The sequence below is a fragment of the Tropicimonas sediminicola genome (genome assembly GCF_900188335.1).
Taxonomy (GTDB): Bacteria; Pseudomonadota; Alphaproteobacteria; order Rhodobacterales; family Rhodobacteraceae; genus Tropicimonas; species Tropicimonas sediminicola.
Genome location: NZ_FZOY01000007.1, coordinates 82822 through 96846, shown reverse-complemented (window position 1 = coordinate 96846; position 14025 = coordinate 82822). Strand labels below are relative to the sequence as shown.

17 protein-coding genes are annotated in these 14025 nt (G+C 63.7%); 8 read left to right on the top strand and 9 right to left on the bottom strand.

The window, feature by feature from the left end:
- Positions 1-2: 2 nt before the first annotated feature.
- From CHB86_RS17185 to CHB86_RS17175, 3 genes are all read right to left on the bottom strand, one after another.
- A complete protein-coding gene (locus CHB86_RS17185) occupies positions 3-947 on the bottom strand; it encodes a hypothetical protein (RefSeq protein WP_089234319.1) in 945 nt (314 codons plus the stop codon).
- A 45-nt stretch (positions 948-992) separates the two neighbouring features.
- Entirely contained in the window at positions 993-1403 is a 411-nt protein-coding gene (locus tag CHB86_RS17180) for a hypothetical protein (RefSeq protein WP_089234318.1), read from the bottom strand.
- Positions 1404-1556: 153 nt separating this feature from the next.
- A complete protein-coding gene (locus tag CHB86_RS17175; protein WP_089234317.1) occupies positions 1557-2759 on the bottom strand; it encodes a pyridoxal phosphate-dependent aminotransferase in 1203 nt (400 codons plus the stop codon).
- Between the two features lie 98 nt (positions 2760-2857).
- Here CHB86_RS17175 and CHB86_RS17170 point away from each other — a divergent pair, with 98 nt between their 5' ends.
- The 3 genes from CHB86_RS17170 to CHB86_RS17160 all read left to right on the top strand — a co-directional run bounded on the left by CHB86_RS17170 (position 2858) and on the right by CHB86_RS17160 (position 4116).
- Positions 2858-3259, top strand: coding sequence for a helix-turn-helix domain-containing protein (locus tag CHB86_RS17170; RefSeq protein WP_089234498.1), 402 nt, complete (start codon positions 2858-2860; stop codon positions 3257-3259).
- Positions 3256-3531: a succinate dehydrogenase assembly factor 2 gene (locus CHB86_RS17165; protein WP_089234316.1), complete on the top strand. Its 276-nt coding sequence runs from the start codon at positions 3256-3258 to the stop codon at positions 3529-3531. The genes CHB86_RS17170 and CHB86_RS17165 overlap by 4 nt, the downstream gene beginning before the upstream one ends.
- Before the next feature lie 87 nt (positions 3532-3618).
- Complete coding sequence (locus tag CHB86_RS17160; protein ID WP_089234315.1) at positions 3619-4116, top strand: MarR family winged helix-turn-helix transcriptional regulator; 498 nt, start codon at positions 3619-3621, stop codon at positions 4114-4116.
- Here the strand turns inward: CHB86_RS17160 and CHB86_RS17155 are convergent.
- The 4 genes from CHB86_RS17155 to CHB86_RS17140 form a co-directional block, all read right to left on the bottom strand.
- Complete coding sequence (locus tag CHB86_RS17155; protein WP_245838064.1) at positions 4110-4847, bottom strand: DUF1194 domain-containing protein; 738 nt, start codon at positions 4845-4847, stop codon at positions 4110-4112. The two genes, CHB86_RS17160 and CHB86_RS17155, sit on opposite strands and share 7 nt — an antisense overlap.
- 13 nt (positions 4848-4860) lie before the next feature.
- Positions 4861-5289 carry a VOC family protein gene (locus tag CHB86_RS17150; protein ID WP_089234314.1) on the bottom strand — a complete coding sequence of 143 codons (429 nt, stop codon included), beginning with the start codon at positions 5287-5289 and terminating at the stop codon, positions 4861-4863.
- Between the two features lie 86 nt (positions 5290-5375).
- Positions 5376-6785, bottom strand: coding sequence for a surface lipoprotein assembly modifier (locus CHB86_RS17145; protein WP_089234313.1), 1410 nt, complete (start codon positions 6783-6785; stop codon positions 5376-5378).
- A gap of 7 nt (positions 6786-6792) precedes the next feature.
- Complete coding sequence (locus CHB86_RS17140; protein ID WP_089234312.1) at positions 6793-7869, bottom strand: hypothetical protein; 1077 nt, start codon at positions 7867-7869, stop codon at positions 6793-6795.
- A gap of 218 nt (positions 7870-8087) precedes the next feature.
- Between CHB86_RS17140 and thyX the strand changes: the two genes are divergently transcribed.
- Positions 8088-8993 (top strand): FAD-dependent thymidylate synthase, encoded by a 906-nt coding sequence (thyX, locus tag CHB86_RS17135; protein ID WP_089234311.1) that lies wholly within the window; start codon positions 8088-8090, stop codon positions 8991-8993.
- Positions 8994-9827: 834 nt separating this feature from the next.
- Here the strand turns inward: thyX and CHB86_RS17130 are convergent.
- Positions 9828-10460 (bottom strand): acyl-homoserine-lactone synthase, encoded by a 633-nt coding sequence (locus CHB86_RS17130; RefSeq protein ID WP_089234310.1) that lies wholly within the window; start codon positions 10458-10460, stop codon positions 9828-9830.
- A 372-nt stretch (positions 10461-10832) separates the two neighbouring features.
- Here CHB86_RS17130 and CHB86_RS17125 point away from each other — a divergent pair, with 372 nt between their 5' ends.
- From CHB86_RS17125 to CHB86_RS24240, 3 genes are all read left to right on the top strand, one after another.
- Positions 10833-11120: a hypothetical protein gene (locus tag CHB86_RS17125; protein WP_089234309.1), complete on the top strand. Its 288-nt coding sequence runs from the start codon at positions 10833-10835 to the stop codon at positions 11118-11120.
- The gene (locus tag CHB86_RS17120; RefSeq protein ID WP_089234308.1) at positions 11117-11527 is read left to right on the top strand and encodes a hypothetical protein; all 411 of its coding nucleotides are present in this window, start codon (positions 11117-11119) and stop codon (positions 11525-11527) included. The genes CHB86_RS17125 and CHB86_RS17120 overlap by 4 nt, the downstream gene beginning before the upstream one ends.
- A gap of 704 nt (positions 11528-12231) precedes the next feature.
- A complete protein-coding gene (locus CHB86_RS24240) occupies positions 12232-12588 on the top strand; it encodes a hypothetical protein (RefSeq protein WP_141134920.1) in 357 nt (118 codons plus the stop codon).
- A 179-nt stretch (positions 12589-12767) separates the two neighbouring features.
- On the opposite strand, the gene CHB86_RS17110 is transcribed toward CHB86_RS24240, so the two are convergent.
- Positions 12768-13367: a helix-turn-helix transcriptional regulator gene (locus CHB86_RS17110; protein ID WP_089234496.1), complete on the bottom strand. Its 600-nt coding sequence runs from the start codon at positions 13365-13367 to the stop codon at positions 12768-12770.
- Positions 13368-13520: 153 nt separating this feature from the next.
- Between CHB86_RS17110 and CHB86_RS17105 the strand changes: the two genes are divergently transcribed.
- Complete coding sequence (locus CHB86_RS17105; RefSeq protein WP_176442913.1) at positions 13521-14012, top strand: autoinducer binding domain-containing protein; 492 nt, start codon at positions 13521-13523, stop codon at positions 14010-14012.
- Positions 14013-14025: the final 13 nt, after the last annotated feature.

The window sequence follows — 14025 nt, the reverse complement described above, 5'->3', positions numbered from 1 at the left end:
GCCTAGCCGCGCTGCCGCGCGATGTAGGTCTCGAGAAGCTCTGCCATCGCATCCGCCTGCGGATCGAGGCTCTCGCTCACCGGCAGCTCCGCCGGGTCCTGCAGGCTCAGCCCGAGCTTTTCCAGAACCTCTGCGCGCGCCTCCGCGTAGCGTGCGATCTCCTCGGGCCGGAACCCGGCGATCTGGTACTTCGGCCCCTCCAGCCCGATCAGCCGCTGCATCAGCGCCTCCGGCCGGTCGGCGGAACCGAACGGGAACAGGCGGTTGTAGGCGTAGAGCGCCCGCACCGCGTTGGCCGAGATCCCCTCGTTGGCGCGGATCTCCTCCAGCCCCAGCGAGGCAAGCGTCGGACAGTCCAGCCGTGCCAGGAAGCTGTTGCAGATCCCGTCGACGATGGCGTCCTCGAAGCGCAGGAAGACGGTGTTGTCGGCGCCGAACACCTCGCCGATCCGAAGCGGCATGGTGATCACGCGCTCGATCGCGATGGAAAACGGGGTGGGGCCCGTGGTGCGGCCGACCTTCGCCATCTGCTGCGAATCCGAGGCGATCCAGGACGGCAACTCCCGGTAGAAATAGACCGCCACGACCCGCCCGTGCCGCCCGAACCACTCCCGCATGTCGGCCATTTCGGCGACCGACAGCTTGGACAGGTACTCGCTCGAAACGATCAGCGTTTCGTTGCGGGCCTTGCCGATGCGGCGGTCGAGCTTGTCCAGCGTCTCGGCATCGCGCGCCTGGATCTCCGCCTCGCTGAGCCCGTTGTGCCGGTTGTAGATGAAGTCGCTCTTGCGATGGAGGAAGGCGGAATAGAGATGCGGATAGGGCCGCCCCGGCCCGAGAAAGGTCACCCCGGCCTCCCTGAGCGGTTGGCGGAACGCATCCAGCGACGTCTGCAACGTGGTCGAGCCGGTCTTGTGCGTGCCCATGTGGAGCAGGATCGTCTTCATGCCGATCTCATCCTTCTGCCTGCCGCCGCCGCGCCCGTCGCCGGGTCACTCCTGCGGCTGACCCTTGGTGATGCGATCGGCCTTCTTGCGCACCAGCATCGACCGCAGGTCGTGCATCGCCAGGAGCAGCGCGTCGGTCACTTCCTCGAGCTGCTCGTCGGTCGCCTTGGACTGCACCCATTGCGTGGTGATGTTGAGATAGTCGATAGCGCGGAAGAGGTCGTCGATGTCGCGACGGGCCAGCACCGCGCGGCGCTCTTCCATCCAGTCGTGGATCGCGGCCATGTCAGTCTCGCTCAATTCCCGGGAGCCCTGCGGCTTGATCTCTCCGTTGCGGATGTTGAGCACGGCGATCTGGTCCATCTCGATTCGCCGATTGCGGGTCTCGCTGTCGACCCGGAACACCGCCGCGCCGTTCTCGCGCACACGGAAGTAATACTCGGGAAGCTCGGCCATCTCGCTGGATCCAGTCGTATCGGGTCGCGACACCCTAGGAATCGGCGCGCCGACTGTCAAAGGGCGGATCGGCCGCATCTGCGCGCCGTCCGCCCCTTCACCTGTCCGGAAATATCCCTAGGGTCCGGGGGCCAGCGGCCCCCGGCTTCCGCCTCAGGAGAGGCTGGCGCAGAACTGCTGGATCCGCTCGCAGGCCTTTTTGAGGTTCTCGTCCGAGGTCGCATAGCTGACCCGGAAACAGGGCGACAGCCCGAAGGCCGCGCCGAACACGACGGCGACGCCGGTTTCCTCCAGCAGCGCCTTCGCGAAGACCTCGTCATTCTCGATCAGGGCGCCGCCGGCGCTGGACTTGCCGATGCAGCCTTCGATCGAGGGATAGACGTAGAATGCCCCCTCCGGCGTCGGGCAGGTAATGCCCTCGGCGGCGTTCAGCATCTCCACCACCATGTCGCGGCGGCGCTTGAAGACCTCGTTGTTGGCCGGGATGAAATCCTGCGTGCCGTTCAGCGCCTCGACCGCGGCCCACTGGCTGACCGAGCAGGGGTTGGAGGTCGATTGCGACTGGATCTTCCGCATCGCCGCGATCAGCGGCTGCGGCCCGGCCGCGTAACCGATCCGCCAGCCGGTCATCGCATAGGCCTTGGAGACGCCGTTGCAGGTCAGCGTGCGCTCGTAGAGCCCGGGCTCGACCTCTGCGGGGGTGCAGAACTCGAAATCGTCGTAGACGAGGTGCTCGTACATGTCGTCCGACATCACCCAGACATGCGGGTGCTTCATCAGCACGTCGGTCAGGGCCTTGAGTTCGGCGCGGCTGTAGGCCGCACCGGTCGGGTTCGACGGCGAGTTGAAGATGAACCACTTGGTCTTGGGCGTGATCGCCGCCTCGAGCGCTTCGGGCGTCAGCTTGTAGGCGGTGTCGGCGCCGGCCTCGGCGATGACGGGCTCTCCGCCGGCCAGAAGCACCATGTCGGGGTAGCTCACCCAGTAGGGTGCCGGAATCACCACCTCGTCGCCGGGGTTCAGCGTTGCCATCAGCGCGTTGTAGAGGATCTGCTTGCCGCCCGTGCCCACGCTCACCTGCGCCGGGGTGTAATCCAGGCCGTTGTCGCGCTTGAATTTCTCGCAGATCGCCTTCTTCAGCTCGGGAATGCCGTCGGGCGCGGTGTACTTCGTCTTGCCGGCATCGATCGCGGCCTTCGCCGCGGCCTTGATGTTCTCGGGCGTGTCGAAATCGGGCTCGCCCGCGCCGAGGCCGATGACGTCCTTGCCGGCGGCCTTCAACTCGTTCGCCAGGGTGGTGACGGCGATGGTGGGCGACGGTTTCACCCGGTCGAGGGTCGCGGAGAGAAAGGACATGAACGGCCTCCGATGGCTGATTGTGACATAAGGTCCGCGCGCTTCTTAGGCTTGCGCATGGGGCCGTTCAAGGATTAACCGACCCCATGGAGGCCACCATGCATGACACGTCCGACTGGTTCAGTGCGGAGACAGCGACATTCGGAGACCGCGTCGCGGGCGCCCGTGAAGCCCTCGGCATGAGCCAGCCCGATCTCGCCAAGCGACTTGGCGTCAAGGTCAAGACCGTTCGGGGCTGGGAAAACGACATCAGCGAGCCGCGCGCCAACAAGCTGCAAATGCTGTCGGGCGTGCTCGGCGTGTCGCTGATGTGGCTGCTCAACGGAGAGGGCGACGGGCTCGAGGGCCCGGCCGAGGACCGCGAGGCCCCGGTGCCGGAGATCCGTTCGCTGCTGCTGGAAATCCGCCAGATCCGTTCCGAGATCGACGATGCGGCCGACCGGCTCGCCCGCGTGGAGAAACGGCTGCGGGCCTCATTGCTGGAGACAGGGACCGAATGACCGAATCGAACGAAGACCGCCTGAAACGCCTGCGCATGCGCTCCTGGCGGCGCGGGATCAAGGAAATGGACCTGGTGCTCGGCCGTTTCTCGGACGACGAGCTGGCATCGCTCTCGGAGACGGATCTGGAGACCTACGACGCGCTGCTCCACGAGAACGACCAGGACATGCTGCGCTGGATCACCGGCCAGGACCCGGTGCCGGAGCGCTTTGCGGAACTCTTCGGTCGCATCTCCCAGCATGCCCATTCGCGCGGAACGGCGGAAAACTGAGGAATTCGCAGGAATTCGACTCGGTTTAACCGCTTGTTTGGACATTTCGCCTTAGCTCTTCCCCAAGTTGCCAAGGCGGAGGTCTGCATGAGTATCCACAGCAATCTGCTCGCCGGTCAGGAACGCGGGTTCATGACCGGTTATCTCGAGACGCTTGCGCTGGTGGAGCGTCTGCACCGCCTTCTGCTCGACGTGATCAAGGACGAGTTCGAGCGGGTGGGGATCCTGGACATCAACGCCGTGCAGGCGCTGCTGCTGTTCAATATCGGTGACAACGAGGTCACGGCCGGGGAGCTGAAGTCCCGCGGGTATTACCAGGGGTCGAACGTCTCCTACAATCTCAAGAAGCTGGTGGAGACTGGCTACATGCACCACCAGCGCTGCGAGATCGACCGCCGGGCGGTGCGCGTCCGGCTGACCGAGAAGGGGCGCAACATCCGCACCGTGGTCAACGACCTCTTCGAACGCCATGCGCGAGGCCTGCTGGACCGGGAGGTCATCGGTTTCGAGGGGCTGGAGGACATCACCTCCTCGCTGCGCCGCATGGAACGCTACTGGACGGACCAGATCCGCTACATCTACTGAGGTGCGCGCCCGTCCTGCACCCAGGGGTGCGCGGCGTGGCCGAGCACCACCACATCGAGTTCCCGCAGGAGTTTGCGCCGCATCGCCCGGGCGTAATCCCCGTAGCCCTCGGCGGGCTCCACGAAGGCGCCGGGGCCGGAGATCACCTCCTGCCGGAAATACCGCAGGAGATCGTCGTGTTCCCGCCCCATCGCGCCGATGGCGTCGCCCCGAGGCGGACCGATGACAAGCGCGTTGACCTGGACGTTCCCAAGCCCCGGGCGCACGTCCTGCGGGCGGTGGCCATCGTTGTTGCGCCCGTCGCCGGAGATGTCGATCACCTCGCGGGCACAGGTAGGGGCGGTGGCGAAGCGGGCCTTGCCGAACGCCAGTGCGGAACCGACGGCCGTGCTCACCGGAGCGTCGCGCCGCGTCGTGCTGCGCAATTGCCCGGCCACGGCGGCGACGTCCGCGTCCGACAGCATCGGCCACCAGTCGAGGATCACCCGCTGATGGTCGCGCCCGCTCCATTCGAAGACCGACAGTACGACCGGTGCGGAGGGCATCGCGATCAGCGCCGACAGTACGTCCGGCTGCTCCAGCGCCCAGGCGATCCCGTCCATCTGGAGCCGGTACTCGCGGCCGTCGACGGAGCCGGAGATGTCGAGTGCCAGCTGAAGTGCGAGCCGGCAGTTGCCCTGCGCTGCCACGGGCAGCGCCCAGAGGCCGGCCGCGACGCAGGCCGCGGCCAACCCGGTTCCGATCCTACCAGTGACCGGTGTTCTCCATGCTGGTCCAGGGCTCGGCCGGCTCCAGCGCGTCGCCCATCTGCAGCAGTTCGATCGAGACATTGTCCGGCGAACGCACGAAGGCCATACGGCCATCGCGGGGCGGACGGTTGATGGTCACACCATTGTCCATCAGGTGCTGGCACATGTCGTAGATGTTCTCGACCGCATAGGCGAGGTGGCCGAAGTGCCGGCTGTCGGACGGCAGCCCCTCGTCACCGTCCCAGTTGTAGGTCAGCTCCACCGGGCATTCCGGCTGGCCCGGCGGCGCCATGAAGACCAGCGTGAAACGGCCCCCTTCGCTTTCCGTGCGCCGGGTCTCCTCGAGGCCCAGCAGTTTGTAGAACGCCATGGATTTTTCCAGGTCCTTCACCCGGACCATGGTGTGCAGGTAGCGTGTCTTCATCGGATGCTCCGTCGACGTGACTTTGGCCTCAACCTACTCCGCCCCGCGCCCGAGGCAACCGCTGGTGACGTCGGGGCGTCGCGGGGTCAGAAGGAGGAGCGGAAGCCGAAGTTGATGCCGGTTTCGACGGTGTCGTAAAGGTCGAGCGTCGAGGAGGTCTCCTCGTGGCTGAGCGTGACCGTCGGGGAAAAGCCGTAATAGTCGATATCCTCGAACCACAGGCTGACGCCGACGCGGCGGGTCAGGTCCTTGCGTTCGACATCGATCGGGACGCTCAAGAACGGGTAGATGATGAACTCGCGTTGCGGGAACTCGTCGTAGACGACCTGTTCCATGCCGGCCTCGAAGGTCACGCGGGCTCCGGCAAACGGTTTGGCAAGCGTGTAGCCGATATCGCCCCGGATCCGGTCGCGTTGCAGCGATCCCGTGTCCGACCGGGTGTCGTAGAGCCCGAGCCCGAACCGGAGCGCGGCGCCGCTGTCCAGTTCGTGCAGCACCACGGCGTTGCCGCTAAGCGTGAACGATTCCGCGTCGTCGGTCAGCCGATCGAAGCTCTCCGCGCCCGCGTCGAGGCGAAGGATCGTGCTCTTGCCGAGAATGAAGGGTTTCGCCACCCCGGCGCGGGTGTAACGGGAGTAATCCTCCTGGCCATACCAGCCGCGCCCGGTCAGCAGCGAGAACTGCACCGGCGCGCTCCAGTCCTCGGGTTCCCATTCGTGCACAAGCCCAACCGCAACGGAGGTATAGGCGAAGTCGCTGCCCGAGGCGTCGGGTGCGATGTCCTTGGCCTCGTCGGAAAGGATGTAGGACTGCCCGAACAGGTGAAGGCCGACCGAAGTGTCGTGTGTCTCGCCTTGCGAGAAACGGTAGCGGGTGGTCAGGCTGCCGGAGTAGCTCAGGCCGGAAAGCGGCCGGGAGATTCCGACGGGCTCCACGCCCTGCAGGCCGCCATAGCTGATGCGGTCGTGCGTCGTGCCGTCGTTCACGTTCGACGTGGGGGCGACGGAGAAGCTTAGCTGCGTGTTCCAGGGGTTGCGCTTGCGGAGGTATCGGAAATCGCGGACCGCAACGGCGCGGGCCTCCTCGTCCGGTGCGTTCTCGCCGGCGATCCGGAGCCAGACCTGCGCGCGGGTGCGCGCCCCCTTGGAGGCAAGCGCCTGGGCGCGGACCATCGCTGCGGCAAAGATCTCTGCCTCGGTATCGGCAAGCCCATAGGCGGTGCGGGCCGCATCGAGAGCGTCATCGTATTGCCCGAGGTCGCGCAGAGCCTGGGATTTCAGGATCAACGCGTCCACGTCTTCCGGGTCGCGCTGCAGCAGGGCCTCGGCGAGCATCAGGGCCTGCCGGGGCTGGCGCGTCTGGAGGCTCAAATGTGCCGCCCCCCGCATCTGATCGGGGGTCAGGGAGACATCTTCGGATGCGACGAGGCCGGCGCTTCCCATGAAGAGGGAAGCGCCGACCATCGCGCAGAGCCAGGGACGGGTGCGTCGGATCATCCGGCGGTTATCGGCTGAGGATGAAGCCGCCGGTCTCGCGCACTGTCACGTCCTCGAAGCGCGGATCGTCGCCTTCGACCACGATCACGCCGACGATTTCCTCGGCGTCCTTGCCGGAAATGACAGCGTAGTAGTTGCCGGACTCGAACTCTTCCAAGGCTCCGCCGTTATTGGGCTTGTAGGAGTTGAGCTCGCCCGTCAACTCGCCGTTGGAGTCCAGGTGGCCCGGTCCGACCTTGAAGATCAGGGTCGGAAGCGCGGTCACGTTCACGCCGGTTTCGGTCGTCAGGCTGTCCAGAATATCCTGGGTGATGTCGTTGCCGGCCGTGTCGAACACGACCCGGTTGGTGACGTAGCCCTTGACGGCGCCACCGTCTTCGAAGTCCTCGAAGTCGATGTCGATCGTCATGTCGCCGGTTGCGTATTCGATGGCGCCGCGGCCGTTGAAGTCACGAAGCGCAGCATAGTCGCCCGAATAGGCGGCCTGGCCGCTGGCCGGCAGGACGACCTTGCCGTCACGCTCGTAGACGTAGCCGCCGTAGCCGTACTCGACATAGGCGCCGGTGCGGACGATCGAGAAGCGGGTGTCGCCGGACTTGCTGACGCCATAGATCGCCTTGTGCGGGAACTGCTCGATCACCGTGCCGGTGAGCGGGTCCACCACCTCGTCGACCGCCTCGTAGACGGCGAAGGGCCCGAGGCTGCCGACATCGACGCCGCGGGTGTAGGGCGTTTCCGAGTTGCCGTCGAAGCCAAGGTTCTTGACGTAGAAGGTGTCGCTCGCGGCGTCGTAGGAGACGTTGGTCGCGAAGCCGTTGCCGGAGTCCGCGTCGTAGGCTTCGTAGCGGGTGATCCCCCGCTTGGCGGACGGGCTCTCGGTTCCCGGAGGCAGATCGCTGTCACCGTCGATGCCGCCGTCGGTTCCGTCCCCGTCTTCGCCGTCCTCGCCGTCCGTGCCGTCGCCGGTGTCGCCGTCGGAGTCTTCGGCGTCATCGCCGTTGAATACGGGATTGCTGCCGCTGCCGTCGCTGCATGCCGCAAGCATGCCGAGCAGCGCCAGAATTAGCGCCAGGTTCTTTGTCATTGGACTGCTCTGCCTTGGTTCGTCTTGGTTTGACTTGTTTTCTTTTGCTCAATGGTGCGCAAGCGGGAGGCTGGAAGTCAACTGTCAAGGGAGGCGCGGCAATTGAAACCGACCACCTGTGACCGTTCTGCGCGAAACACCCGATATCGAGGTTTCGCGGAGCGAACTCCATAGATATGGTGTGCGCGATGTCTCCGCGGGAAAGAAGGGAATCGCCCATGCCGCTCACCGAAGACCAGATTGCCGAAATTGCCGAGCTGAGAAGCGTCTCGCAGCCGACGCTGCGGGCGACCGCTCCCGGCATGGAGCAGCATCTCTACACGGCCCACGAGGTGCTGGATCACGGCTTCGTTCGGGTGATCGACTACATGGGCGACGATGCGGCCATCGTTCAGGCGGCCCGGGTTTCCTATGGGGCGGGCACCAGGAAGTCCCGGGATGACAGCGGGTTGATCCGCTACCTGATGCGGCATTGGCATTCCACGCCGTTCGAGATGTGCGAGATCAAGCTGCACGTGAAGCTGCCGGTCTTCGTTGCCCGCCAGTGGATCCGGCACCGGACCGCGAACGTGAACGAGTATTCCGCGCGCTACTCGATCCTCGATCGTGAATTCTACATCCCGGCGCCGGAGCAGCTTGCGGCGCAGTCGACGGTGAACAACCAGGGCCGCGGCGAGGTTCTGACAGGCGAGGAGGCCGCGCGTGTGCTGGAGTTCCTCAAGGCCGATGCCGGCCGGGCCTATGACCATTACGAGCAGATGCTGAGCCAGGAAGGCCAGCAGGGGCTCGCCCGCGAACTCGCCCGCATGAACCTGCCGGCCAACATCTACACCCAATGGTACTGGAAGGTGGACCTGCACAACCTGTTCCACTTCCTGAGGCTCCGTGCAGATGCGCATGCGCAGTACGAGATCCGCGTCTATGCGGAAGCGATCTGCAATATCGTCGCCGACTGGGTTCCCGCGGCCTATGCGGCCTTCGAGGATTACCGGCTCGGCGGCGCGAACCTGTCGGGCAAGGCGCTCGACTGCGTCCGGCGCATGGTCAGGGGCGAGCAGGTGACGCAGGAGACCTCCGGCATGTCGAAGGGCGAGTGGCGGGAGTTCGAGGCACTGCTGTCCTGAGGGCTTTGAGCCTGTTTCGGCGACGTCCCGCGGACAATCGCGGGGCGATGCCGGAATTGTCGTGAACCGACGCGCGGGTTTGCACCTTTGCACATGGTGTCACGGGCATCGAAATCGCTGATCCTCTGGTTGTGGGGGTAACGATTACGATGTTGGAGTGAGTGCCGGATATGGACGAACCTGGGATGTTCGGTCTGTTTCTGTGTTTCGGTTTTCTGTGTCTGCCGAATATTCTGTCCAGATCCCGGCACTTGCTCTATCTTCGAACCAGGTCACGTGCTTGCTGCTGCCTTGGGTCATACCCACCGGAGACGTACCCTGCTCCGCCTCGGTCCTTCCGTGGGCGTCGGGAGATCTGATCCGGAGACCGGCCGCCGCTACGGTGACGGATGGCGGCCGACACGGATTCTCCCATTCACGGACAAAGGGGGTCCGCAGTTCTGCCTTTATGTTGGTGAAGACTCGTTCTCGAAACAAACGGGGAGACGAGGCAAGGTGCGTAGTAGTGTTGAGTTCATCGGTGCGGACGATCTGTTCTGTCTCGTCCCGTCTGCCAATCTGAACCGCTCGCTCGCAAGCTCCGTCAAATCGGGGCGCGGACCGGCCGTAACGCGGCCGCGCTCTAGTCGTCTGACTGATGATGCGGGGTTTCAGGAGCCGTTCATGCCGAGCGTGACCCTGCTCGAGGGCAAGGCCGCCCAGGCAATCGGGGACTCGGTTCCCTGCTTTCCGGGACAGGAAACCGGCCGGGTGTGAGCCCGACCGGTGGTTCCGGCTGAAATGGCCGTAAGGAAATCCCGACAGGTCTATGGCCTCGTGCCTGAGCCCGCTGGGTCAGGACACGGCGCGCAGCGGCGGCTTCTTGTCGTTGCGGGCCTGGGCCGAGGTAAGCGCGGGCATGCTGAGCAGGGCATAGGACCGGCCATCGCCTTCGGCACGGTAGATCCGTCCGATCCGGGTGACGTCATGGCCAAGTCTGCGCAGAGCCCGCAGGAGGGGCGGCGGCGACAGCGAGACCAGCGTCGTCGCGCCATGCGCCTGCGCCGTGCGGGCCAGGCCATCGACGATCAGGTCGAGGCATTCGGTACGGTCCTTTGCCGTGGTCACCGTCTCGGCGATCGAAAGGCGCGTGCATTCCCAGCTCGACGCGGCATCGAAGTCTGCCTCGAGCAGATCGGCGGGGATGTCTTTCAGGCGGCCGTTCAGCGCGTCCTGGAACATGCTGGTGTGCGGACCCCAATGGGCGAGAACCGGCGTGGTGCGCGCGCCGCCAATGACTTCACCGTCCCGGATCACCAGCGAATAATGAGCGAGGGGATTGTCGTATTGGTCCATTTCCACGTCGTCATTATGTGGAATGTCCCAGTTCAGCGTGTCCACAAACAGCCGTTTGCGGATTCGCAGGAACTCATAGAAGGCATTCCCATGCTTGTGCATGGATGCCATATCGAAGCAGATATTGTGCATTGACCCCACCGTAGTTGGCTTGATTAGGGCCGATCCGGACGCGAGTGGGAACGATAATCAGCCGGATCGTGTGGATAAGTGGCCCAGAGTGGCAATTTTGCCATTGTGAACAAGTCGCTACGACCCGAAGTTACCATGGTATTGTGGTTCGTGGCAGCGCGGGGGCTGCATCTAGAGGTTGTCTCTCCACGGCAAATGCACCACCGCATCTGTTGTATGATTGTTGCCAAACGGTAGCGCAAATGGCTGTCAAGGCCACCATTGTTCAGCGACCCCGGGTCATCTCAACACCTTAGGCCATGCTGCCCCCGCCCGGCCGCATGGTTAACCTGACCATGCCCAAAGGCAATTTGTGGATATGTGAGTAATGTGATGGTCGAGGTTTCGCCGTTCATCGGGATGTTGGTGTTCTTTGCCTATCTGTTCGTGCTGGACATCGACTTTTCTCGCGTCCGAGCGCGCGGAGTGGCCTGCATTCTTCGCCTGCAGGGGGTGATAGGCAAAGCGTCGAGCGACGGGCCGGCAGAGCACGGTCCGGAGGACGACGGCAGCGCGGCGGATCACGTGGTTCAATTCGAGGATCTCATTGCCCGGTCGTATCGGCACGGGGCATTTGACGGGTCCGTTGGCGACAAGACGAGGGAGAAGCCGAGCCAGTGACCGACCTGCGTCCTCTCTCGGTTCTGCGAACGGGAGGCCTGATCGATATCCGGGAGAGCGCGGACGGTGCGCGCGTGCTTTGTGTCGATCTGTCCCGATCCACATCCGATACCTTGGTGATTACGCATGCCGCCCTGGATGACCATCGGGGAGGTCTCGTCGATCTTGCGCTCGAGGCGTTGTGCGATCAGCGGGTGCTTTCGCGGGAGATACGGACGCTTCGCTTTGCCGGCATCGGTCCCACCAGCGCAGGCGCCGAAGATCGCAACGAGACGGTTCGCCGGCATGATCTGATTTGCGCGCACGTGCGGAGTTTTGCCGCGCGGCACGGGGTGCTGGTCAGGGATGCCTATCTCGCCCCGAAGGCGTTCAGCTTTGATACGCTGGTCCTGCTCGAGCAATCGTAGGGTTGACGGCCCGTGAAATCGGGCTCCGGAAATGATCAGGGGGCGCCGCGCCAATGGCACTGCGCCCCCGGACATTGATCTATGCATTGCCTGCCTGTCCATGCGAACCGGACTCAACGGCAGTAAAATCACTCGTTACTCACAGCAGGGCCGGAACTCTTTACCAGGGAGCTTCGACAAGAAGCGACACACACCATGGCTCCTGCTGTCCATGAGAATGGCAGAATCCGCCGGACGACTCATCATGGTCGAAGGTGCAACTCGGTCAAATTGAACCGAAACAATTCGCTGCTTCGGTATTCTCTGTGCTTCCATTTCGCGAAATGACATTTTGCTGCCGCATTCCTGACGATTTTCCGCCACGACTGCTGGATGGGGGACTGGCGCTGGCGGCTGCAAGGCCGAAGCCGCGCCAAAGCGTGTGGGCGCCAGGCGCTGCAGCTCTGAAGCAGTGAACAGGCGTCGGTCGATGAGCGGGGTATTTGGCTTGCGCCGCGCGATTCCAGCCGGAACTTCCTGCGCGGAATCAATGGGAAGGGCGGATTCTAGCGTTGCTGGTGAACAGTCGGGCCGGATGTCGGGCACTGTTCCTCGTAAAGGGCTCGTTAAGCACTTTTGGACATGATGATTGGCATCGAAGAACGCGCAATAGTAAACAGGACGTTAAGTGCTGGGTGGCGGCGCGTTTGACTGTAAGGTGTACGATGAGTGTTGTAGAGAGTCTGTTGGCTGCTGCGGAATCCTTTGATGCTGTTCCTGCAGAAGCAAGAATCCTTAGAAAGTCCAAGATTCATGTCGGGCCGGGCGGCGCCTGGAGAGCCGGCGTCTGGTACATCGGGTTCCGTCGCCTTCGTGCGGTCATGATCCCCGTCGGCAACGGTCTGCCCGTTGCGCTTACTCCCGTCTTTGCAAGTGCCCAGACGGCCGCCGAAGTGGCCGAAGCCCATGCCGCGATGGCCGCGGAACTGTCCGGCACTGCCGTCATCACGACGGAGGATGATCTTGTCACCTCCGGCGCGTTCCTCGAGGACCGCGTGGCCCTCAACCGGCAGCTTCAGTAAGCACCGTCCCTGAAAATTCCCGAGCGCACCCTTTTCGGTGCGCTCGTAGACTGCTCAAGGCAGGCGCTGCGTTGCGGCTTGAAACGTTGCGCGCCCCGTTCTCGGGGCTCGCGGCATCGCCCTCGACAAAAAAGCCCATGAAAGGGCTTCCGGCAGCCGGGACTTCGCAGATCAAGATGTCAGATATCGCTCATTCGGAACAGGCCGCGTCTTTCGGCCAGGGTGACGGCATGCGTCGTGGTCCGCGCCTTGAGTTTCGACTTGGCGCTGCGCAACCGTTGCTTGACGGCGCTCTCGCTGATGTCGAGTTCGTAGGCGATTTCCTTGGTCAGGAGGCCGTCCCGGATCATGTGGAGCGCCTCGATCTCGGCCGGCGTGAGGACGAGGGCGATCGGCTCCTGGTGATGCAGCCGGGTGAGGTGATCGACGAGGGTTTCCATCTCGTCGACCCGGAACTCGCGGTCCGACCTGGCGAAGGAGCCGTAGGTCCTGATTCCGGGCTCGCTGTCGTCCATCACGCACACGGCCACGCCGAAGGTCAGGTCATGCTGTGCGGCAAGCGAGAGGACGCCCTTGGGATCGTCGTCGCCGATCTCGGACCAGCGGACGCAACCGACATTCTCGTATACCCATCGGGTGACCGGATCGTAGAGCATCAGCGCTTCCCGGGTATAGCGATGCACCCAGCCCAGGGGCAGCGTGCTCCACTCGTATTCGGGAAAGGCAAAGCCGACACGGACGGCGAGATGGAAACCGGCTGGGGCCAATTGCTCGAGCATGGCCTTCTCGGTTTCGTGTCCGTTTTGGCCGTTTACCTTCACTGCTACGCCATCTCCGGGTGTCCAATGTCGCGGACATCTGTTATTGGTCTATTTAATTCAGCCCGTTGCTGAACGGGGTGCCCCATGCATAGGCTTCAACAAAGGCCAAAAATGGACGACACACGTGAAATTCGTGACATTCTGGCGGAGATACAGGGCCGTTGCAATGCAGGTTTTGCCGTAGCGTTGCACGTCCACTACACGACTCCGCGATTTCTGTTCCAGACCTACGAACCGGCATGGGCCAAGGTCTATTCCGAGCGGGGCCTGGTGCTGAGGGATCCGACCGTCAGGTGGGGGCTCGAGAACGAGGGCATGATCGACTGGAGTGCCCTAGAACATGACGATCCGGCGGGCGTGCTCAAGCTCGCGCGGGAACATGGCATCCACTATGGATTCACGCACGCAATCGCCGATGGCGGGTCGCGGAGCGTGGGCAGTTTCGCTCGCAAGGATACGGATTTTTCCGAGGAAGACCGCGAGGTTCTGTCCTCGATGTTCCTGCAGCTCCATCGCGGCACCCACGTGGCCGACGGAGAAGAGGATGCGATTGCGGAAATGCTGCGCAAGCTGTCGGTGGAACTGACCCACACCTGGAAATGATCCGGCACGGAGA

What these genes read in the sequence shown, in the direction of transcription:
- CHB86_RS17185 (WP_089234319.1), bottom strand. Translation starts at nt 947, where the DNA reads ATGAAGACGATCCTGCTCCACATGGGCACGCACAAGACCGGCTCGACC.
- CHB86_RS17180 (WP_089234318.1), bottom strand. Translation starts at nt 1,403, where the DNA reads ATGGCCGAGCTTCCCGAGTATTACTTCCGTGTGCGCGAGAACGGCGCG.
- CHB86_RS17175 (WP_089234317.1), bottom strand. Translation starts at nt 2,759, where the DNA reads ATGTCCTTTCTCTCCGCGACCCTCGACCGGGTGAAACCGTCGCCCACC.
- CHB86_RS17170 (WP_089234498.1), top strand. Translation starts at nt 2,858, where the DNA reads ATGCATGACACGTCCGACTGGTTCAGTGCGGAGACAGCGACATTCGGA.
- CHB86_RS17165 (WP_089234316.1), top strand. Translation starts at nt 3,256, where the DNA reads ATGACCGAATCGAACGAAGACCGCCTGAAACGCCTGCGCATGCGCTCC.
- CHB86_RS17160 (WP_089234315.1), top strand. Translation starts at nt 3,619, where the DNA reads ATGAGTATCCACAGCAATCTGCTCGCCGGTCAGGAACGCGGGTTCATG.
- CHB86_RS17150 (WP_089234314.1), bottom strand. Translation starts at nt 5,289, where the DNA reads ATGAAGACACGCTACCTGCACACCATGGTCCGGGTGAAGGACCTGGAA.
- CHB86_RS17145 (WP_089234313.1), bottom strand. Translation starts at nt 6,785, where the DNA reads ATGATCCGACGCACCCGTCCCTGGCTCTGCGCGATGGTCGGCGCTTCC.
- CHB86_RS17140 (WP_089234312.1), bottom strand. Translation starts at nt 7,869, where the DNA reads ATGACAAAGAACCTGGCGCTAATTCTGGCGCTGCTCGGCATGCTTGCG.
- thyX (WP_089234311.1), top strand. Translation starts at nt 8,088, where the DNA reads ATGCCGCTCACCGAAGACCAGATTGCCGAAATTGCCGAGCTGAGAAGC.
- CHB86_RS17130 (WP_089234310.1), bottom strand. Translation starts at nt 10,460, where the DNA reads ATGCACAATATCTGCTTCGATATGGCATCCATGCACAAGCATGGGAAT.
- CHB86_RS17125 (WP_089234309.1), top strand. Translation starts at nt 10,833, where the DNA reads ATGGTCGAGGTTTCGCCGTTCATCGGGATGTTGGTGTTCTTTGCCTAT.
- CHB86_RS24240 (WP_141134920.1), top strand. Translation starts at nt 12,232, where the DNA reads ATGAGTGTTGTAGAGAGTCTGTTGGCTGCTGCGGAATCCTTTGATGCT.
- CHB86_RS17110 (WP_089234496.1), bottom strand. Translation starts at nt 13,367, where the DNA reads ATGCTCGAGCAATTGGCCCCAGCCGGTTTCCATCTCGCCGTCCGTGTC.
- CHB86_RS17105 (WP_176442913.1), top strand. Translation starts at nt 13,521, where the DNA reads ATGGACGACACACGTGAAATTCGTGACATTCTGGCGGAGATACAGGGC.